This is a genomic window from Pararhodobacter sp. CCB-MM2 (genome assembly GCF_001691415.1).
Lineage (GTDB): Bacteria > Pseudomonadota > Alphaproteobacteria > Rhodobacterales > Rhodobacteraceae > Pararhodobacter.
Genome location: NZ_LRRR01000050.1, coordinates 1 through 19,544 on the forward strand (window position 1 = coordinate 1; position 19,544 = coordinate 19,544).

The window sequence follows — 19,544 nt, forward strand, 5'->3', positions numbered from 1 at the left end:
TCTCCATGATGGCGACGAGGATCGACAGACCAAGGGTGAGGGGCACGAACAGGAAGTGGTACATGGCCGTCATCGCGAATTGAAAGCGCGACAGCTCGACGAGGTCGAAGTCCATGATCGTTGCTCCGGGTACGGGCCGCCCCTGAAAGGGAGGAAATGCCAGGCGCAACACAGCCCGGCGGGCGGCTATATATTCCGTTTTCTGTATGCGTATTTGCCTGAGGTCAAGCCTATCCGCACGATTAGCGCGATTGTGTCGCAGTCAGGTGACCCTGCGCGGTGAGGGTGAGGAGGCGTTGCGCGAAGGCGCGCTCGGCGGGGCGATGGGCGGCGATCAGCAGCGTGGCTTGGGGCAGGAAAGCCGCGATGCCCTCCAGAAGGGCCTCGGCGGTGGGCCGGTCCAGCCCCTCGGTCGGCTCGTCCAGCAGCAGGATCTCTGGGCGGCGCAGCAGGGCACGGGCGAGGGCGAGGCGGCGCGACTCACCCCCCGACAGGCCCGTGCCGCGTGGCCCGAGCCTTGCCTCCAGCCCGCCCTTGTCACGGATCACCTGCGCCAGTTGCGCGGCCTCCAACGCCTGCCACAGCGCGGCGTGGCCGGCTTCGGGCGCGGCGAGGCGCAGGTTCTCGGCCACGCTGCCCTGCACCAGCGTTGTCCGCTGCGGCACCAGCGTCACCGCCCGGCGCAGGGCGGGGCCGTCGATCCGGTTGACGGGTGTCTGCCCCAGCCGCACCGCGCCGGCTTCGGCCGAGATCACCCCAGCCGCCAGATGCAGGATCGTGCTCTTGCCCGATCCGCTGGGCCCGCTCAGCGCTACCCTTTCGCCGGGGGCCAGTTGGAACGTGATCCCGTCCAGCACCGGCGCGCTGCTGTCGGCCCGGCGGAAGGTCACGCCGTCGAAGCTCAGCACCGGGGCGGCGGGGCAGGGCAGGCCCTCAGGGGGCGGCGCATGGTCCAACCGGGGCGCGACCCGCGCTGCCGCCTGCCGCATCCGCCCGAGGTCCGACAGCGCGCGGCGCAGGGGGGCCAGTGCCTCGGACAAGGCCAGCGCCACGAACAGGCCGATCGCCGCGCTGGCGGTGGCGTAATCGCCGCGCAACACCGCCGTGCCGCCGAGCCACAGCGCGCCGGCCACCGCCGCCGCGACCATCAGTGACAGCGCCGCGCCCGACAGCCGCTCGATCCGGTCGAGCCGCCGGGCTGTGGCGCGCCGCTCGGCCTCCAGCCCCGCAAGTGCCGCCTGCCGCGCCGGGATCGCGCCGTCGAGCGCCAAGGCGTCCCGCGCCTGCAACAGCTCCAAAAACCGCCGACGCATCGCCTGCGCCAAGGCCTCGACCCCCTCGGAGGGCCGCCGCGCTACGCCTGCACCCAGCAGGAACACCAAGGCGCCGCCGAGGCTCAGGCCCCCCGCGACCCAGAGCGCCACGCGCAGATCGACCAGCCACCACAGGAACAGGAAGGCCCCCGCCAGCACCGCGGCCCCGGCGACAATCGGCGCGACCAGCCGCAGCAGCAGCCCCTCCAGCACCTCGACATCCGCGCCGAGCCGGTTCAGCGCCTCGGCCGAGCGCAGCCTTGCCAAGGCCTCGAACGGGGCCGCCGCCTGCGCCGCGATCAGCCGCACGCGCAGGGCGGCGATCGCGCGCAGGACCGCGTCATGGGTCAAGACCCGCTCACCATAGCGCGCCGCCGTCCGGCCGATGGCGAGGAAGCGCACCCCGGCCGAGGGGCGGAACACGTCGAACACCAGCCCCGCGCCCGCCAGTCCCGCCGCCGAGGCCGCGGTGATGAACCAGCCCGACAGCCCCAGCAGCGCCGCGCCCATCGCCAGCACCAGCACCGCCAGCAATCCGCCCCAGGCCAGCGCGCGCCCCTGTCCCGCCATCAAGGCCCTGAGCACCCGGATCACAGCGCCACCTCTCGGTCGAGGCGCGCGATCAGCCGCGGGTCGTGGGTGGCGATGATCAGCGTGGCCCCGCCCTCAGTGAGCGTCAGCAGCGCGTGGATCACGGCCTCGGCGGTCTCGGCGTCGAGATCCGCGGTCGGCTCGTCGGCCAGCACCAGATCGGGCCGGGCGTGCAGCATTTTCGCCAAGAGCACCCGCCGCGCCTCACCGCCAGAGAGGCCCGCGCCCGTCTCGCCGGGGATGCTCGCCAGACCCTCGGGTAGCCGGGCGATCACGCCGTCCAAAGCCGCCAGCCGAAGCAGGGCCGGGTCGGGCGTGCCGTCGGTCAGGAAGTTGGACAGCGGAACCTCGGGGAAATGCGGGGTCTGGGGCATCCAGCCGAGGCGGGCGCGCCACGCGTCGGCATAGGCCTCGTCCAGAGGCACGCCGGCGACCGTGATCGTGCCGGCCTCTGGCGCCTCCAGCCCGGCAAGCAGCCGCAACAGCGTCGATTTCCCCGCGCCGGAGGGCCCCGTCAGCGCCACCCTCTCACCTGCGTGAACCGCCCCGTCCGGGAAGGCCACGCCCCGCGCCGAGAGCCCCTGCCATTGCATTTGGACCGGCCCGGAAAGTGCCTCAGCCTTGCCGCCCGCCCCGAGGATCGGCGCACCGGCGCCAGCCTCCCAACGTGCCAATTCCTCGGCCACGGCGGCGGCCGCCGCGCGGTCGTGCCAGGCGGCGGCGAGGGCGCGCAGGGGCTGGAAGAACTCGGGCGCGAGCAGCAGCAGCCAGATGCCGATCACCGGCGCAATCGGCCCGCCCCAGGCCCCCCAGCTCACCACTTGCAACACCGAGAACCCGGTCCAGACCGCGACCATCGCCACGCCCAAGGCCGCGAACAATTCCAGCACCGTCGAGGACAGGAACGCCACCCGCAGTACCGCCATCGTGCGGGACCGAAGATCCTCGGCCGCGCGGGAGAAGCCTTGGGTCACCAGCCCGCCCGCGTCCAGAAGCCGCATATCCGCCAGCGCGGCCAACCGGTCGACCATCAGATCGCCCATCGCGCCGACCTCGGCCATGTGGCGGCGGCTTGCGTCCTGCGCGGCCCAGCCGATCAGCATCATGAACACCGGGATCACCGGCCCCGCCACCAGCAGCACCAGCCCCACGGCCCATGAGTGCCAGAACGCCAGCGACAGGATCACCGCCGGCATCACCGCCACCCGCGCCATCGCCGGGTAATAGCGGGTGACATAGGGATGCAGCGCCTCCAGCTTGTCGATCGCCAAAGCTGCCGCCGCGCCGGGGCCGAGGGCGGGGGCCTTGGCCTCGCGCGTCAGAATTCGCAGGCGCTGGGCGGAGACCACGGCGTCCGAGGCCGCGAACAGCCGTCCCTCGGCAAGATAGGACAACACGACCCGCACGCAGGCCAGCCCGAGGAATATCAGCGCCGCGCGTCCCGGCGTGCCGCCGCCTGCCAGCAGATCCGCCAGCGCCCGCGCAATCACCCAGGCCTGCACGATCCACAGGGCCGCGCCCGCCAGTGACAGCGCCGCCCCCAGCGCCAGCGACCGGCGCGCCGGGGCGAGAAGGAACATCAGGGGCGCATCTTTCCGGGCCATGCGGGAAACCTGCGCCCCTGCGCCGAGGCGGGCAAGGGGCGCGATGGTCGCAGGCTGGACAGCGCAGCGTCACAGGTGTTGAGTGGCCGCAACAAAGGGGGGCACGATGGATCTGCCGAAGAACACGTTCAAACAGGCGCTGGCCGACATGCGGATGCAGCGGGGCCTTTGGTGCCAGCTCACCGACCCCCTGGCCGCCGAGATGCTGGCCGGTGCGGGCTACGATTGGATGCTGTTCGACACCGAGCATTCGCCGCTGGAATCGGCCTCGGTCCTGCCTTTGCTGCAGGCGGCGGCGCCGTTCCCGGTGTCCTGCATCGTGCGGCCGACCTCGCTCAATGTGGCGCAGATCAAGAAGATCCTCGACTTGGGCGCCGAGACGATCCTCGTGCCGATGGTGCAGGATGCCGAGGAAGCCGCCCTCGCCGTCGCCGCCGTCCGTTACCCTCCGCACGGCATCCGCGGCGTCGCCGGGGCCACGCGCTCGGCCGGGTTCGGGCGGATCAAGGGCTACCACGCAAGCGCGCATGAGGAGACCTGCTTGCTGGTGCAGCTGGAGACCGCACAGGCGCTGACGCAGATTGAGGCCGTGGCCGCGGTCGAGGGCGTCGACGGCATCTTCATCGGCCCGGCCGATCTGGCCGCCAGCATGGGCCATCCGGGCAATCCGGGGCATCCGGAGGTGAAGGCCGCGATCCTCGACGGTATCCGCCGCATCCGCGCGGCGGGCAAGGCGCCGGGGATCCTCGCCGTCGATCCGTCGCTCTATGAGGCCGCGATCGAGGCGGGCGCGGGCTTCGTGTCGAAGACCATCGACCTGCTGGCCCTGCGCGACGCTGTCGCGCGCGGCTTGGCATAACGCGACGGGCGGGATACTGCTGGTGCGTAACCTGATGTTACTCGCCATCGGAGGCCGCCCATGCGTGAGATCACCCTTCGCCAGATCGAGGTCATCCGCGCCGTCATGCTGCGCGGGACCATTGCCGGCGCGGCCGAGCTGCTGAATGTCTCGGCCCCCGGCATCAGCCGCCTGATCAAGCACACTGAGGAGAGCCTCGGCATCCGCCTGTTCGAGCGTCGCGCCGGGCTGTTCGTGCCGGCGGTCGAGGCGGGCAAGGTCTTCGACCAGATCCGCGAGGTCTACAAGGGCGTGTCGAACCTGCAGGAGTCGATCTCATCCCTGCAGCAGGGGGCGGATGTGGCGCTTGCCTTCGCCTCGGCTCCCTCGGTCGCACAGTTCATCGCGGCGCGGGCGATCCGTCGGGTGCGCGCGCGCTACCCCGACCTGTTCATCGATCTGAACATCCTGAAGATCGAGGAGACGGTGGATTACCTCCTTCTGGAGAAGGGGGAATTTGTCGTCATGTCGTCCTTCATCGACAACCCGGCAATCCATTGCACGCCGCTGGCCCAAGGCCCCATCGTAGTGATCCTCCCCGAGGGGCACCGGCTGGCGTCGCAAAACGAGATCTCGGTCACCGACCTCGCGTCAGAAGATCTGATCGGCATCGACCCCTCGGACCCCTATGGCGCCTTGATGGCCGAACCGTTCCGCGCCGGCGGCGTGCCCCTGCGCCACGCGATGCGCGGGCGCTTTGCCCAGACGCTGGTGTCGCTGGTCCGGCATGGGTTGGGCGTGGCGGTGATCGACGGCTTCTCGGTCGCGGATGTCTACCTGCCGGGCCTTGTGCGTCGCCCGCTGAAAGAGGCCAGCGCGCTGACGATCTACGCCGTGCAAAAGCGTGGGCGGGTGTTGTCGGGCTTTGCCGAACAGGCGATCACCGAGTTCCGGCGGGAGTTGATCAAGGCCGAAAAGAGCCTCTCGACCGTGGCGATCACCGGCTGATTGGTGCAAATTCGTAACATCATGTTCCCCCGTGCTGTATCTGGGTATTTGACGTTACGCCGCGCGCGCGGGACACTGGCGGATCACCTCATCGCGTTGTCACAGCCGGAGATCCGCCATGATGCCCTCGACCGCCACCGTTTCGATCCCCGGCACCCTGCGTGACAAACTCGCTGCCATCGCGGCTGCGGGCTTCAAAGGGGTCGAGATCTTCGAGCAGGATTTCATCGCCCATGACGGCGGCCCGCGCGACGTGGGCCAGATGGTGCGCGACCACGGGCTGGAGATCACGCTGTTCCAGCCCTTCCGCGATTTCGAGGGCCTGCCCGAACCCTTGCGCCGCCGGGCGTTTGCGCGGGCCGAGCGCAAGTTCGACCTGATGGCAGAGCTGGGCACCAAGGACATCCTGATCTGTTCCTCGTGCCACCCCGAGGCGCTGGGCGGCATCGACCGCATGGCCGACGATTTCGCGGAACTCGGAGAGATCGCCAAGCCGCGCGGCATCCGGCTGGGCTTCGAGGCCCTGGCTTGGGGCAAGCACGTCCATGACCACCGCGATGCCTGGGAGGTCGTGCGCCGCGCCGATCATCCGAATGTGGGCCTGATCCTCGACAGCTTCCACACGCTGGCGCGCAAGATCGACCCCGACACGATCCGCCGCATCCCCGGCGACAAGATCTTTTTCGTCCAGCTCGCCGATGCGCCGCAGATCGAGATGGACCTGCTCTATTGGTCGCGCCATTTCCGCACCATGCCGGGCGAGGGCGACCTGAACGTCACCGGCTTCATGCGCGCCGTGGCGGCGACGGGTTATCGCGGGCCCGTCAGTCTTGAGATCTTCAACGACCAGTTCCGCGGCGGCTCCTCTAAGCTCGTGGCGCATGACGGCTTCCGCTCGATCGCTGCGCTGATGGATGACGTGCGCCGGGCCGAGCCTGCCGTGGCGATGGACATCCCGGCCATGCCCGCCCGCGCCACGATCGAGGGCGTCGAGTTCCTCGAATTCGCGGCCCGTGGCGCCGATGCCGACCGGCTGGCCGCGCAATTCACCGCGCTGGGCTTTGCCGAGGTCGCGCGCCACCGCTCGCGCGATCTGTCGGTCTGGCAACAGGGCGGGGTGCGCCTTCTGATCAACCGCTCGCGCGGGGATTTCGCGGGCTCGGCCTATGCCACCCATGGCGCCACGGTCTGCGACATCGGCCTCACCGTCGATGACGCGGGCGCCTGTGCCACCCGCGCCGCGGCGCTGGGCTCGGCGCCCTTCGACCAGCCGCGCACGGCCGGCGAGCTGCCGATCCCGGCGATCCGCGGCCTTGGCGGCAGCCTGCTGCATTTCCTCGATGCGGGGACCGGGCTGACCAAGGTTTGGGATGTGGAATTCGAACCGATTGAGGGCGCAACGCCCGGCAACGCGGGCCTCACCCGCATCGACCATATCGCGCAGACGATGAGCTACGACGCCATGCTCTCGTGGTCGCTGTTCTACGAATCGCTGTTTGCTATGAAGCGCACGCCGATGGTGGATGTGATCGACCCCGACGGATTGGTGCGCAGTCAGGCCATCGCCACGCCGGACGGCAGCTTCCGCGTCACGCTCAACGGTGCTGAGACGCACCGCACCCTCGCCGGTGGCTTCTTGGCCGAGAGCTTCGGCGCCTCGGTGCAGCATGTCGCCTTCGCCTCGGAGGATATCTTCGCCACGGCGGAGGCGCTGGCTAAAGCTGGGTTCGATCCCCTGCCGATGAGCGACAATTACTACGACGATCTGGCCGCGCGATTCGAGATCGACCCGGCGCAGCTGGCCCGGATGAAAGCCGCCCGGATCCTGTATGACGAGGACGCGCAGGGGGCCTTCCTGCAGATGTATTCGCGCCCGACCGAGGGCGGGATGTTTTTCGAGATCGTCCAGCGGGTGACCGGCTATTCCGGCTACGGCGCGCCGAATGCGCCGTTCCGGATTGCCGCGCAGAAACGCCACCTGCGCAACGCGGCCGTCCCCAAGGCCTGAGGACACCGGGGCCCGACAGCCCCGCTACACCGGCATACACTCAACAGCGCCCTGCAGTCCGACTGCGGGGCGCAACGCTTTGGCAACAGACGACAATCCCCTGCATCAGGGCATCGTGTCATTGCGGAATGGGGGGAGATGGTACCGCCTCCCCGGCTCGAACGGGGGACCTCTAGATCCACAATCTAGCGCTCTAACCAACTGAGCTAAGGCGGCACTGGGGGCCGTTTAGCCCCCCCGGCAGGCGATTGCAAGAGGGCAATCTCTCAGAGATGACACTCCCATGTCTGTGTCACCACATCGACGCCGAAAGAGTGCTCGGGCGTGCTGTGAACCAGCTGGAACCCGTTGCGCGCATAGAGCTTTCCCGCCGCGCGATGGCTCTCATGGGTCCACAGGCGCATGCGCCGGTAGCCGGCCGTGCGGGCAAAGCCCATCGCGTGCTCCAGAAGGCGCTGGGCAAGGCCGGTGCCGCGGGCCTCGACCTCCAGAAGGACAAGGCGCAGCTTGGCGGTCTGGGGGTCTTCCTGCACCACGAAGATCGATCCCAGCCGCTGCGCGCCGCGCCAAGCGATCCAGCCTTCCTCGCGGCCAGCGATCTTGTCGGCGAGGAAATCCGCGACGATTCGGGCCACCAACTCGCGAAACGAATCGTCAAATCCCTCGTCGCGCGCGTAGAGTTCCCCGTGTCGGGTGATCAGCCAGTCGGCATCCGCTGCGGTGAAGGGTTTGAGGGTGATTGCGTCCATGCCTTGAAGGCTGGGGGCGGCCCGCTTCGCTGTCAAGCGCGCTTGCGCGGGGGGGCGGTGCAGGCTAGGCACGGGCCGACATCGAACACGGGGCACCAAACGCGCCCCCACAGGAAAGGGCCAGTCATGGGCATCAACAAGGAAAGCGACATCGCGGCGAACTTGCAGATCGGTCCGACCTCGGTCGGCATGGTGCGCATCTATGTCGAGGCGGACGGTCTGGAGCTGCCGCTCGATTTCGATCCCGAGGAAGCCGAAGAGATCGCCGAAGAGCTGCGCGCTGCTGCCGAAGCCGCTCGCGAGATGAACGACGGCGCCAAGGGCGGCAAGAAGGGCAAGCGCTGAGGCGCTTCCCAACCCCCACGATATCGAGTGGCGTTCAGCGTCATCTGTGGGGGAGGGGTGAGAGACCGGACACGACCCAAGCGGAATTCGTTGCGGCTGCTTCCTTCCGGACCTGACCGGGTTGGCGAAATGCCTGCCCGCGCCAGCCTCTCGAGGGGGTATCTAGGGAAAGCGGCGGGCCATTGCAAGGGTCATCGGCGGTGCCGGTTGCCTGCACCGTGCATTCTGCGATACTCGGTCACCCTCAGCTGCGGGCCTCCGGATGACCGCGCGCTATATCGGACACCATGAGCAAACGCGGCTATCACCACGGAAATCTGCGCCAGGCCCTGGTCGAGGCCGCGCTCGATCTCATCGCCGAGAAGGGCCCGACCGGCTTCACCATGGCCGAGGCCGCCAAACGCGCCGAAGTGTCAGCCGCCGCGCCTTATCGCCATTTCACGGGCCGCGAGGACCTGATTGCCGAGGTCGCGACGCAGGGCTACGAGCTGTTCGGCGACGTGCTGGAATACGCCTATAACGACGGCAAACCCTCGCCCTTGGCCGCGTTCGAGGCTGTGGGCCGTGCCTATCTCGCCTTCGCCCGGAAATATCCCGGCCATTACATGGCGATGTTCGAATCGGGCATCGCGCCGGGCCAGACGCCCGAGTTGCAGCGCGCGTCCGAACGGGCGACCAAGGTGCTGACCCGCGCGGCCGAGGCGCTGTCGGAAAAGATCCCTGCCGGGCGTCGTCCGCCGCCGCAGATGTTCTCGGCGCATATCAGCGCGCTGAGCCACGGCATCGTCGAGCTTTATGCCCGTGGCAAGCCCGGCGCCCGTACGCCCTTCACGCCGGAGGAATTGCTGGAGGCCGGGATCGGCATCTACCTGCGCGGGCTGGGGCTGATCGAGCGCGACTGACGCAGGCGTGGCCCGTCAGCGGAACGGCTTCGAATGGCGCGCGCCGATCAGGCCATGACGGCGGGGCCAATCGGCCGCCTTGGTGATGCCGATGCGGGGGCCGGTCAGCCAATCGTCGGGCGGGTTCAGCGCCAGGTCGAAATCCGGGGTTCCGAAGGGGCGGTGATTATCCGCGTCGCTCACCCCCAAGGCCTGCGCCAGCATCCCGGGACCGAGGCACAGCGGCCGTCCGGCACCGCGGCGTTCCTGCATGATCGCCTGACCTTCCTGCGGCTCCAAGGCACGGATCAGCACGGCATGGCCGGGCTGGCCGACCACGTTCAGGCACCAATGCATGCCGTAGATCCGGTAGACATAGGCATGGCCCGGCGGGCCGAACATCGCCGCATTGCGCGCGGTCGGGCCAGGGAAGGAATGCGAGGCGGGATCGTCCGGCGTATAGGCCTCGGTCTCGGTGATCACGCCCGAGCAGCCGCGGATGGTGAGCGTGGCGCCAAGGAGCCTCGGCGCCAGCGCGGTGGCCGTGAGCGCATAGCTCACCGCAGCAGGACCGTGACCTGCCGTTTATGCGGGCGCGAGCGATGCTCGACGACATAGACGCCTTGCCAGGTGCCCAAGGCCATGGTGCCGCCGATCACCGGGATCTGCAGGCTGACGGGCAGGTGGGCCGCCTTGATATGCGCGGGCATGTCGTCGGGCCCCTCCATCGTATGAGTGATCCAGCGCATCGACGGGTCATTGGCGGGCGGGACGAGGCGGTTGAGCCAAGTCTTCAGGTCGCGCTGCACGTCCGGGTCGGCATTCTCCTGGATCAGCAGCGAGGCCGAGGTATGGCGGATGAAGAGGGTCAGCAGGGCTTCGTCCGCCGATTGGCGGGCGAGCCATTGGGTGATCTGGGGGGTGATCTCGTAAAGGCCGGGGCCTTGGGTCTGCAGGGTCAGGGTGGGGTGCATGATGGCGCGATCCTAGCGGGCCTTCAGGGGGCCGGGAAGGGGGCGCTGATGCGAGAAAGGGGCGGTCCCGCAGGCCGCCCCTTTCCCGTCTTTTCCGCAGCAAGCCGGGCTTACTTGCCCTTGGACTTGGCCCGCGTTTCCTTGTTCTCGGCGCTGATGGTCTTGGCCGATTCCTTGGGCATATTGGGGGCCGAGCGTTTCTTGGCAGTCTCGGTGCCGGTCTTTTGCTTGGTCATGGCGTGTCTCCTCATGGGGTGAGCCGTTGATGAGGAGACAACGAAAGGCGATAGGCGCGGGTTCCGACACGGACCCGAGAGCGGCGGCAGCTTGCCGACGGTGCCGCGGTGCCCGACTTACAGCCGCGGGGCCGCGAGGCTGGCGATGACCGCCTGTGCCATATCGGCATCCGTCACCCGCAGCGAGATCTCGCCCTTGGGGGTGACATGCGCCTCGGGGAAGCGGTCTTCGATCTCGTCGGGATCGACCAGACCGTCGCGGAAGGCGGGCTTGCGGAAGTACCACAGCACCCATTCCTCGTGCAGGACGGCCGAGAAGTACCAGTTCTCACCCCGCTCGATCCGCAGCTCCTGCGCCTTGAACCCCTTCGAGGTCGCGCGGGCGGTCAGGTTGCCGGGATACTCGGCATGAGCGAAGGCAAGGAAGGCCTCGCGCACACTGCCTTCGGGGGCATGCGACAGGTGATCTTCGAAGACGTCGGGGTTCACGAGCATGGTGTCGATCCCTGGGAAAGCCGGGCTTGTGGCCAAGCGCGTCAGGGGCGACGCGCGGCCAAGCGTGGGCTGGCTTTAGGGGCACCAAACGGGTTTGGCAAGCATCGAGCAGGGCATGGGAGAGCAGGCTATACTCTGGAACGGCGGCGAGGTCCTCATCACCCGGCGTATCGCATTGAACATTACCGGCTGCCGGTTTCGAGGGTCACTGTATTATAGTTAGTCGTGTATGCTCTCTCGGCAAAGCAAATGGTGTGATAGGGACAATGGCCAAGACAACCTCGAATTCGAGTGTGATTGATGACTATCTAAATAGCCTCGGTCTGGCCGGGAACGACCAAATTTCCAGGGAGAAGCGTAGAGAAGCTTGGAAAATCGCGCATGAGTTGAGGCGATTTGAGATCGATCTTCTGTGGCGGCGCTCAACCTACTTCTGGGGATTGCAGATTGCCGCATTCGCCGGTTTCGGCGTCATGGCTGGCACGTCGGTATCCGAGAGCGCCGGCGCAGATTTGCCGGATCCTCTGATCATGCCTGTATTTCTTCTGGCAATCTCTTTGTTCGGCCTGGCCGGGTCACTGGCTTGGTATTGGGCCGCCAAAGCTTCAAAGATCTGGATGTATAACTGGGAGATGCATATCGATTTCCTTGAAGACGAGTTCTCGGGCTCCCTCTACAAGACAGTGTTCTTCCGGGGGAATGGCGCGGTCTTCAGCCTGACGGGCATCAATGAAGCCGTAACACTCGTCACCGTGGTAATCTGGACGTTCCTGCTGCTGTTCTCGGAAGTTCGCCTTCTGACTTACGCCTTTACCGGGGTGATGTTTCAAGCCGTGGCCTTTTTCGCGTTTAACTTGCTTTCTTTTATTCTGGCGGTCTTGGCATATGAGAAATTTGTCAAAAGCCGGGGGAAAGCAGCCATGGAGCGCATCAATCACGGCGAACTGAATAATATCCAAGGAGGGTTCTTCCGCCGGGTGCTCTGGAAGTAAAGAATTCCACGACCATAACAAGTGTGGTCGGAACGCAAAAAGAAAGGGCGGCCTGAGCCGCCCCTTCTGTTTACTGATCCAAGAAGCTGCGCAGCTTCCGGCTCCGGCTCGGATGCTTCAGCTTCCTGAGCGCCTTCGCTTCGATCTGACGGATCCGCTCGCGCGTCACCGAGAACTGCTGACCCACCTCTTCCAGCGTGTGGTCGGTGTTCATGCCGATGCCGAAGCGCATCCGCAGAACCCGCTCCTCGCGCGGGGTGAGAGACGAGAGCACGCGCGTCGTCGTCTCGCGCAGGTTCTCTTGAATGGCCGAATCCAAGGGCAGGACGGCGTTCTTGTCCTCGATGAAATCACCAAGCTGGCTGTCTTCCTCGTCGCCGATGGGCGTCTCCAGCGAGATCGGCTCCTTGGCGATCTTCAGCACCTTGCGGACCTTGTCCAAAGGCATCTGCAGCTTCTCGGCCAGTTCCTCGGGCGAGGGCTCGCGGCCGATCTCGTGCAGGATCTGACGCGAGGTCCGGACCAGCTTGTTCATCGTCTCGATCATGTGGACCGGGATACGGATGGTCCGCGCCTGATCGGCGATCGAGCGGGTGATCGCCTGACGGATCCACCAGGTCGCATAGGTCGAGAACTTGTAGCCGCGGCGGTATTCGAACTTATCGACGGCCTTCATCAGGCCGATGTTGCCTTCCTGGATGAGGTCGAGGAACTGCAGGCCGCGGTTCGTGTACTTCTTGGCGATCGAGATCACGAGACGCAGGTTGGCCTCGACCATCTCCTTCTTGGCCTGACGGGCCTCTTTCTCGCCCTTCTGCACCTGGCTGACGATGCGGCGGAATTCCGAGATGTCGACGCCGACGTAACGGCCGACTTCGGCCATGTCGTCACGCAGCTCCAGCACCTTGTCGCCCGAACGCTCGAACAGGGTCGACCAGCCGCGCCCCTTGGCGCGCGCCATGCGGTCGCACCAGGTCGGGTCTAGCTCGTAGCCGCGGTATTCGTCGATGAACTCGCGGCGGTTGATGCGGGCCAGATCCGCCAGCTTCACCATCGCCGAGTCGATCGTCATGATCTTCTTGTTGATGCCGTAGAGCTGGTCGATCAGCGCTTCGATCCGGTTGTTGTGCAGGTGAAGCGAGTTCACCAGCTCGACGATTTCCGAGCGCAGCTTTTGATAGGCGGCTTCCTCGGCGGTCGAGAAGCGCGAGGCTTCCTCCAGCGTCGCCTGCATACGCTGCTGCTGCATCTGCTCCAGCAAGTCGTAGTCATGGGCGATCTGGTCCAGCGTCTCCAGCACGCGCGGCTTGAGCGAGCTTTCCATCGCCGCCAGCGACATGTTTGACTGGTCGAACTCGTCGTCGTCGTCGTCGCTGTTGGAGATCGGATTGCCGTCGGCATCAAGCTCGGGCTCGGCGCGCTTTTGCGGGCGAGGCTGGCCGGAGTCGTCGCCGGTCATCGTCTGCGAGATCGACTCGTCGTCCTCGTCTTCCAGCGAATTGCCGAAGGTGGCTTCAAGGTCGATGACCTCGCGCAGGAGGACGTCTTCGGACAGAAGTTCGTCGCGCCAGATGATGATCGCCTGGAAGGTCAGCGGGCTTTCGCACAGACCCGCGATCATCGTGTTGCGGCCAGCCTCGATCCGCTTGGCGATGGCGATCTCGCCCTCACGCGACAGCAGTTCGACCGAGCCCATCTCGCGCAGGTACATGCGCACCGGGTCGTCGGTGCGGTCCAGCGTCTCCGAGGACGAGGCCGAGACGACGACTTCGGTCGAGCCGGACGCGCCACCCTCGGCGGGAGCCGGGGCGTCGGAATCCTCCGCTTCCTCTTCTTCGACGACGTTGATGCCCATCTCCGAGAGCATGGACATCACGTCCTCGATCTGCTCGGACGAGACCTGGTCGGGCGGCATCACCTGATTGAGCTGCTCATAGGTGATGAAGCCGCGTTCCTTCGCAGCCGCAATCATGCGCCGGACCGAGGCCTGGCTCATGTCGAGCGTGAATTCGCTGTCCTGGTCTTCGGGCTTCGCGTCGTCGTTGTCCTTGGCGACCATGGTTCCTCCGGCAAGGGGCGCGGCGTGATTCGCTTTTCACAGAGATTTAGACCGTGACAGAAGCGAATCACAGGGGTGTCTGACAATTTCGATGATTCGCAGACCGTTGTGAACGGTTTGCAGGCTCAAGAAGGGCCGGGTCGTCGCTTTTTTCGTACCCAAACCTGACTATCGATCATGGTTTGGAGCTGTGCCTTCAGGCTGGCGGTGTCTTCGCCGAGGTCCGAAGCCGAATCATCTGATTCGCCGCCACGGGCCCGGCTGACGGCGGCCGCGGTTTCTCCCAGCCGGTAGGTCAGGGTGTCATCGGGTAAACTCTCCAGCTCGGCGGTGAGTTCCTCCAGTTCCCGACGGGCGGCGCGCTGAGTCACCAACACCTGCAGATCCTGTGCCAGGCATTGCCGCACGAAGCCCGTATCGGCGCCTTCGCGCAGCATCGGTGCGATGGCGACATGGGGTTGCAGGCGCAGGGTTTCAAGGGCGGTGCCGCCCAGTTCCGCCATCGCCTCGGGCGTGGGGGCGGGGTCTTCATGCGCGGCACGCAGCAAAAGGTCCAGCAGATGCCGGTGGTTCTCGTGCCGGGGTTCCATGCGCAGAAGCTGGCCGTCGAATTCGGCCAGAAGCACGGGATGGGCGAAGAACACGGCGAGGATCACGGCCTCGCGCAGCTCCTCATCCGCGCCATCCGCGCCCGACGCCAGGAGGGACCCGCGGGTGCCCGGAAGGGGCGGGGGCGTGCCCTTGCGCGCGCCGAAGCCGCCACGATTGCCGCCACCGAAACCGCCCGGCTTGAAGCCACCCCGGTTGAAGTCGCCATTTCCGCGCCCGTTGTCGCGGCCGCCGCGAAATTGCTGGAAGGACAGGTCGCGGAATTCGGCCTGATAGGCGTCGCGCAGGTCGGGGTCCTGAATGCGGCCCGCCAGCTCACGCAAGCGCTTGGTCAGGGCGGCACGGCGTTCGGGGCTGTCGAAGACCTTGCCGGCGATCTCGTTGTCCCAGATCAGCCGGACCATCGGCACGGCAGCATCCAGCACCGCCTGCATCGCCTGCGCGCCGCCAGCCTTGATCAGATCGTCCGGGTCCTGCCCGCCGGGCAGCAGTGCGAAGCGCAGGCTCTTACCCGCGACCAGCAACGGCAGCGCCAGCTTGGCCACCCTCAGACCCGCGCGCAGGCCCGCCGCGTCGCCATCGAGCGCGATCACCGGCTCATCATGCATGCGCCACATCAAGCGCAGCTGATCCTCGGTCACGGCAGTGCCCAAAGGCGCCACCGCCCCCTCGAACCCGGCCGAGGCGAGGGCGATCACGTCCATATAGCCCTCGGCCACGATCAGCGCGTGGTTGCGACCGGTCGCGGTGCGGGCCGGCCCGATGTTGTAGAGCGACTGGCCCTTGTGAAACAGCGGCGTGTCCGGCGAGTTCAGGTATTTCGCCTGCGCATCCGCCGCCATCGCCCGTCCGCCGAAGCCGATGCACTGGCGGCGTGCATTGCGGATCGGAAAGATGATCCGGCCGCGGAACCGGTCATAGGGCCGGTTGGCGTCGCGCCCGGTGGTCGAGAGACCCGCCTCGGCGATCAGGTCCGGCGAGACACCGGCCTGCTTCAGATGGTCGTTCAGCGCCTGCCATTCGTCTGGGGCAAAGCCGATTTCCCAGCGGTCGAGCTGTTCGCGCGTCAGCCCCCGGCGTTGCAGATAGGCCCGGGCGTCGGCGGCCTGCGTGGTGCCCAGCTGCATGCGGAAGAAGCGCAGCGCCCGTTCCATGACATCCGCCAGCGTCTCGCGCCGGTCATCGCGCTGGCGCTGGCCGGGGTCACGCTCGGGCATGGTCATGCCGGCCTCGCGCGCCAGAACCTCGACGGCTTCCATGAAGCCCAGGTTCTGCGTCTCGCGCAGGAAGGTCAGGGCGTCGCCCTTCGCGTGGCAGCCGAAGCAATAGTAATAGCCCTTGCGGTCGTCGACGTGGAACGAGGCGCTCTTCTCGTGGTGGAAGGGGCAGGGGGCCCAGAAATCGCCCTTGCCCTGGTTCGACTTGCGCAGATCCCAGGTGACGGCACGGCCGACCACCTGCGAGATCGACACGCGCGATCGCAATTCATCCAGGAAACCGTTGGGCAGGGACATGGGCGCCGGATCTCCACGGTGGGTCGGGGCAGGGAGTCACATATAGGGCGCGTTGCGGGGATGCGCCAGCACCGTGCGGTGCCGCAGCCCCTCCTGCAACGCGACGGGAAGGGCCTCAACGCGAACGGGGACCCGAAGGCCCCCGCTGGTCGTCTGCGCCCTGCACCCGAGCAGGGCAGGGGCGAAAGGCGAGGGTCACTCGGCCGCGTCGGGCGCCGGGGTGGCCACTTCGGCCTCGACCTTGGGCTTGCGCGGGGCACGGGGCTTGCGCGGCTTGGGCGCGGGTTTCGCGGCCTCGTCACCGGCGATCGGCAGCTCGGCCTGGGCGTCAGCCTGCGGGGCTGGGGTCTCGGCCGGGGCTTCCGTCGGGGCTTCCGTCGGGGCTGCGGCGCGAACGGGGGCGTCGACGGGCTTCGGCTCGGCCTTGGTTTCGGCTTTGGCGTCGGCGCGCGATTCCGGGGTTTCCACCAGCATCGAGCTCTCATCCTCACGCGCCGAATCGTCGCGCGGGTCGTGCTGGCTGTTGTCCTGCTGGGCGTTCTGGTCGCGGTTGCGGCGGTCGTCGCGACGGTCGTCCCGGCGGTTGCGGCTGCGATTCTCCGAACGGCCTTCGTTCCGGTTGTCCGAACGGTTGTCGTTGCGGCCATCCTGACGGTTGTCGCCGTCCTGCTGGCCGTTGTTCTGACCGTTGTTGTGGCCCGAATTATGCTGGTTCGAATTATGCTGGCCGTTGTTATGGCCGTTGTTCTGGTTCCGCTGATCGTCGCGGTTGTCGTCGCGGCGGTTCTGCTGGTTGTTGTTGTGCTGCTGGCTTTCGCGGCGCTGCTCTGCCTCACGGGCGAGCTCGGCCTGCGCTTCGTTCAGCATGCGGGTGTAGTGCTCCGCGTGCTGCTGGAAATTCTCGGCGGCAACGCGGTCGCCGGCAAGCTGGGCGTCGCGCGTCAGCACGGTGTATTTGTCGATGATCTGCTGCGGGGTCCCGCGCACCTTGCCCTCGGGGCCCGAGCTGTCGAACACCCGGTTGACGATGTTGCCCAGCGAGCGCGGACGATTCTGTTTGGAGCGCGAACGTTTGTTCGAAGGTCTCATGCGGTCGAATTCCGGCCTTGATCGGGACGTTTGACCCTGCGGCTTCACCTAAGTGGCGCGTCGAGGTCAATCAGTCTGGATGGGTGTGCGGTCGGTCAGCGTCTGAGTGGTCGCAACCAATCCTGCACGTTTTCGACTAATCACGTCAGTCTGGACGAGACAAGCCTTAAAGTGGAAAAAACCTGTGTAGAACGGCGTCTTTTCGCCGGAACGTGGCCGAAAAAGCATAAGATTCGGCACAAAGTCAGGTTTATCGCCTCAGTCTTCGGGTCGGGTGTCTCCGCGCTGTGCGCAGACCACGCGGTCGCGGCCGTCGAGATCCCGAAGGGTCGTTATCGCCACCAGCCCGGCTTCGGCGAAGAAGGCACTGACGGCTGCGGATTGCGTGGGCCCGATTTCGACCATCAGACGGGCGCCGGGGGCCATGTGGGCCGGGGCGCCGCGGGCGACGGCGCGGTAGGCGTCGAGGCCGTCACCGCCAGGGCTGAGCGCCATATGCGGCTCACGCAGGACCTCGGGGGACAGGCTGTCCATCTCGTCTTGCGCGATATAGGGCGGGTTCGACACGATCAGGTCAAAGGTTCCGTCGACGGCGGTGAACCAGTCGGAACGCGTCAGTGTTGCCCTGTCGGTGATACCCAAGAGATGGGCATTGCGCCGCGCCACGTCAAGGGCGGCTTCGGACAGGTCGACGCCTATGCCAGTGGCCGCAGGACGTTCCGCGAGCAGGCTGAGCAGGATCGCGCCCGAGCCGGTGCCGAGGTCCAGCACTCGGCGGAAGGGGGTGGAGAGGGCCTCGGCCACCAGCGTTTCGGTCTCGGGGCGCGGGTCCAGCACGTCGGGTGTGACGACGAAATCGCGGCCCCAGAAGGCCCGCCGCCCGGTGATATGGCTGACGGGATGCCGTGCGATCCGCAGGGCGAGGGCGGTCTCATAGCGGGTGGCGGCCTCGGGTGTCAGGGGCTCGGGCAGATGCAGGGTCAGCCGGTCCGGGGCGATGCCGGTGGCATGGGCCAGCAGCTGGCGCGCATCCCGTGGGGCATCGGCGAGGCCGGCTTCGGACAGCCGTGCCGTGCCGTCGCGTAGGGCATGTTGCAGGGTCGTCATGCGTCCAGCTCGGCCAGCCGCTCGGCCTGGTCATGGGCGATGAGCGGATCGATCACCGGGTCCAGATCGCCGGCGACGATCTGCGTCAGGGCGTAGAGCGTCAGGTTGATGCGGTGATCTGTCAGCCGTCCCTGCGGGAAATTGTAGGTGCGGATGCGCTCGGAACGGTCGCCGGAGCCCACCTGCGCCTTGCGGTCGGCGGCACGGGCCTCGTCCTGCTTGCGGCGCTCCAGATCGAAGAGGCGGGCGCGCAGCACTTCCATCGCCAACCGGCGGTTCTGGTGCTGCGATTTCTCAGCGCTGACCACCATAATGCCGGTCGGAATATGGGTGATGCGCACCGCGGAATCGGTGGTGTTGACGTGCTGACCGCCGGCACCCGAGGCGCGCATGGTGTCGATCCGGATATCGGCCTCGGGGATGTCGAGATCGACCTCGGTGGCTTCGGGCAGAACGGCGACAGTGGCGGCGGAGGTATGGATGCGCCCGCCGGATTCGGTGACCGGCACGCGCTGAACACGGTGCACGCCGCTCTCGTATTTGAGGCGGGCAAAGACCCCCTCGCCGTTGACGCGCATGACGGCCTCGCGCAGGCCGCCCAGCTCGGTCTCGGTTTCCGAGATGATCTCGCAGCGCCAGCCGCGGGTGTCGGCGTAACGCTGATACATTCGCAGAAGGTCGGCCGCGAAGAGCGAGGCTTCCTCGCCGCCAGTTCCGGGCCGGATCTCCAGGATCGCGGGACGATCGTCAGCGATGTCCTTGGGCAGAAGCGCCAGACGCAGGCTGTTCTCCAGCGCCGGGATCGTCTCGGCCAAGCCGTCAAGCTCGTCCTGCGCGAGGGCCTTCATCTCGGGATCGGCGAGCAACGCCTCGGCTTCGGCCTTCTGCGCCAAGGCGGCGTGCCAGTCGCCGATGGCGGCGACGACAGGGCGGAGGGACTGATACTCGCGCCCCAGCTCGGCCAGTTGCGCCGGATCGGCCCCGGCATTGAGCTGGGCTTCGAGAAACTCGAAACGGCGGGTGATCTGGTCAAGGGTATCGCGCGGGAGCATGGGCCGGGTTTGCCGCCCGCCGCGCCGCGCGTCAAGAGCACTGCCCAAGCGCAAAAGCGCCCGGGCACGCTCCCGCCCAC

The 19,544-nt window shown here is 67.0% G+C and carries 19 protein-coding genes, 1 tRNA gene and 1 other RNA gene; 6 read left to right on the plus strand and 15 right to left on the minus strand.

Features of this window, described 5'->3' with window-relative positions; all coding sequences use genetic code 11:
- The 3 genes from BCY78_RS25005 to BCY78_RS23510 all read right to left on the minus strand — a co-directional run.
- Positions 1–115 (minus strand): cytochrome ubiquinol oxidase subunit I (locus BCY78_RS25005; protein ID WP_139103306.1); only part of this gene is annotated, 115 nt, incomplete at its 3' end.
- Between the two features lie 127 nt (positions 116–242).
- Entirely contained in the window at positions 243–1,907 is a 1,665-nt protein-coding gene (gene cydC / locus BCY78_RS23505) for a thiol reductant ABC exporter subunit CydC (protein WP_233499486.1), read from the minus strand.
- Positions 1,904–3,508 carry an ABC transporter ATP-binding protein/permease gene (locus BCY78_RS23510; RefSeq protein ID WP_083195272.1) on the minus strand — a complete coding sequence of 535 codons (1,605 nt, stop codon included), beginning with the start codon at positions 3,506–3,508 and terminating at the stop codon, positions 1,904–1,906. The genes cydC and BCY78_RS23510 overlap by 4 nt, the downstream gene beginning before the upstream one ends.
- A gap of 106 nt (positions 3,509–3,614) precedes the next feature.
- Here BCY78_RS23510 and BCY78_RS23515 point away from each other — a divergent pair, with 106 nt between their 5' ends.
- From BCY78_RS23515 to BCY78_RS23525, 3 genes are all read left to right on the plus strand, one after another.
- On the plus strand, positions 3,615–4,367 hold the full coding sequence (locus tag BCY78_RS23515) for an HpcH/HpaI aldolase/citrate lyase family protein (RefSeq protein WP_068306689.1): 753 nt from the start codon (positions 3,615–3,617) through the stop codon (positions 4,365–4,367).
- A 60-nt stretch (positions 4,368–4,427) separates the two neighbouring features.
- The gene (locus tag BCY78_RS23520) at positions 4,428–5,354 is read left to right on the plus strand and encodes a LysR family transcriptional regulator (protein WP_068306690.1); all 927 of its coding nucleotides are present in this window, start codon (positions 4,428–4,430) and stop codon (positions 5,352–5,354) included.
- 118 nt (positions 5,355–5,472) lie between these two features.
- Entirely contained in the window at positions 5,473–7,362 is a 1,890-nt protein-coding gene (locus BCY78_RS23525) for a bifunctional sugar phosphate isomerase/epimerase/4-hydroxyphenylpyruvate dioxygenase family protein (RefSeq protein WP_068306691.1), read from the plus strand.
- Between the two features lie 139 nt (positions 7,363–7,501).
- Here the strand turns inward: BCY78_RS23525 and BCY78_RS23530 are convergent.
- Both BCY78_RS23530 and BCY78_RS23535 read right to left on the minus strand, forming a co-directional pair.
- Positions 7,502–7,578, minus strand: a tRNA-His gene (locus BCY78_RS23530).
- Between the two features lie 50 nt (positions 7,579–7,628).
- Positions 7,629–8,111 (minus strand): GNAT family N-acetyltransferase, encoded by a 483-nt coding sequence (locus BCY78_RS23535; protein WP_068306696.1) that lies wholly within the window; start codon positions 8,109–8,111, stop codon positions 7,629–7,631.
- A 126-nt stretch (positions 8,112–8,237) separates the two neighbouring features.
- Between BCY78_RS23535 and BCY78_RS23540 the strand changes: the two genes are divergently transcribed.
- Positions 8,238–8,456, plus strand: a complete 219-nt coding sequence (locus BCY78_RS23540; RefSeq protein ID WP_068306698.1) for a DUF6324 family protein — start codon at positions 8,238–8,240, stop codon at positions 8,454–8,456.
- Between the two features lie 55 nt (positions 8,457–8,511).
- Here BCY78_RS23540 and ffs read toward each other — a convergent pair.
- Positions 8,512–8,609: signal recognition particle sRNA small type (ffs, locus tag BCY78_RS23545), an RNA gene on the minus strand.
- 134 nt (positions 8,610–8,743) lie between these two features.
- On the opposite strand from ffs, the gene BCY78_RS23550 reads away from it, so the two are divergent.
- Positions 8,744–9,358, plus strand: coding sequence for a TetR/AcrR family transcriptional regulator (locus BCY78_RS23550; protein ID WP_068306699.1), 615 nt, complete (start codon positions 8,744–8,746; stop codon positions 9,356–9,358).
- A 15-nt stretch (positions 9,359–9,373) separates the two neighbouring features.
- Here BCY78_RS23550 and BCY78_RS23555 read toward each other — a convergent pair whose 3' ends face one another.
- The 4 genes from BCY78_RS23555 to BCY78_RS23565 form a co-directional block, all read right to left on the minus strand.
- Complete coding sequence (locus BCY78_RS23555) at positions 9,374–9,898, minus strand: DNA-3-methyladenine glycosylase (RefSeq protein WP_068306700.1); 525 nt, start codon at positions 9,896–9,898, stop codon at positions 9,374–9,376.
- The gene (locus tag BCY78_RS23560) at positions 9,895–10,311 is read right to left on the minus strand and encodes a secondary thiamine-phosphate synthase enzyme YjbQ (RefSeq protein WP_068306701.1); all 417 of its coding nucleotides are present in this window, start codon (positions 10,309–10,311) and stop codon (positions 9,895–9,897) included. Before BCY78_RS23560 ends, BCY78_RS23555 begins: the two co-directional genes overlap by 4 nt.
- Before the next feature lie 110 nt (positions 10,312–10,421).
- Positions 10,422–10,547, minus strand: coding sequence for a hypothetical protein (locus BCY78_RS26250; protein ID WP_255403241.1), 126 nt, complete (start codon positions 10,545–10,547; stop codon positions 10,422–10,424).
- Between the two features lie 117 nt (positions 10,548–10,664).
- Positions 10,665–11,042 (minus strand): hypothetical protein, encoded by a 378-nt coding sequence (locus tag BCY78_RS23565; RefSeq protein ID WP_068306703.1) that lies wholly within the window; start codon positions 11,040–11,042, stop codon positions 10,665–10,667.
- 266 nt (positions 11,043–11,308) lie between these two features.
- On the opposite strand from BCY78_RS23565, the gene BCY78_RS23570 reads away from it, so the two are divergent.
- Positions 11,309–12,034, plus strand: a complete 726-nt coding sequence (locus BCY78_RS23570; protein ID WP_068306705.1) for a hypothetical protein — start codon at positions 11,309–11,311, stop codon at positions 12,032–12,034.
- 70 nt (positions 12,035–12,104) lie between these two features.
- Here the strand turns inward: BCY78_RS23570 and rpoD are convergent, their stop codons facing one another.
- The 5 genes from rpoD to prfA all read right to left on the minus strand — a co-directional run bounded on the left by rpoD (position 12,105) and on the right by prfA (position 19,464).
- On the minus strand, positions 12,105–14,093 hold the full coding sequence (gene rpoD / locus BCY78_RS23575) for an RNA polymerase sigma factor RpoD (RefSeq protein WP_068306707.1): 1,989 nt from the start codon (positions 14,091–14,093) through the stop codon (positions 12,105–12,107).
- A gap of 125 nt (positions 14,094–14,218) precedes the next feature.
- On the minus strand, positions 14,219–16,216 hold the full coding sequence (dnaG, locus tag BCY78_RS23580) for a DNA primase (RefSeq protein WP_068306709.1): 1,998 nt from the start codon (positions 16,214–16,216) through the stop codon (positions 14,219–14,221).
- A gap of 195 nt (positions 16,217–16,411) precedes the next feature.
- A complete protein-coding gene (locus BCY78_RS23585) occupies positions 16,412–17,305 on the minus strand; it encodes a DUF4167 domain-containing protein (RefSeq protein WP_068306711.1) in 894 nt (297 codons plus the stop codon).
- Positions 17,306–17,563: 258 nt separating this feature from the next.
- On the minus strand, positions 17,564–18,412 hold the full coding sequence (prmC, locus tag BCY78_RS23590) for a peptide chain release factor N(5)-glutamine methyltransferase (RefSeq protein WP_068306713.1): 849 nt from the start codon (positions 18,410–18,412) through the stop codon (positions 17,564–17,566).
- Positions 18,409–19,464: a peptide chain release factor 1 gene (gene prfA, locus BCY78_RS23595; protein ID WP_068306716.1), complete on the minus strand. Its 1,056-nt coding sequence runs from the start codon at positions 19,462–19,464 to the stop codon at positions 18,409–18,411. Before prfA ends, prmC begins: the two co-directional genes overlap by 4 nt.
- Positions 19,465–19,544: the final 80 nt, after the last annotated feature.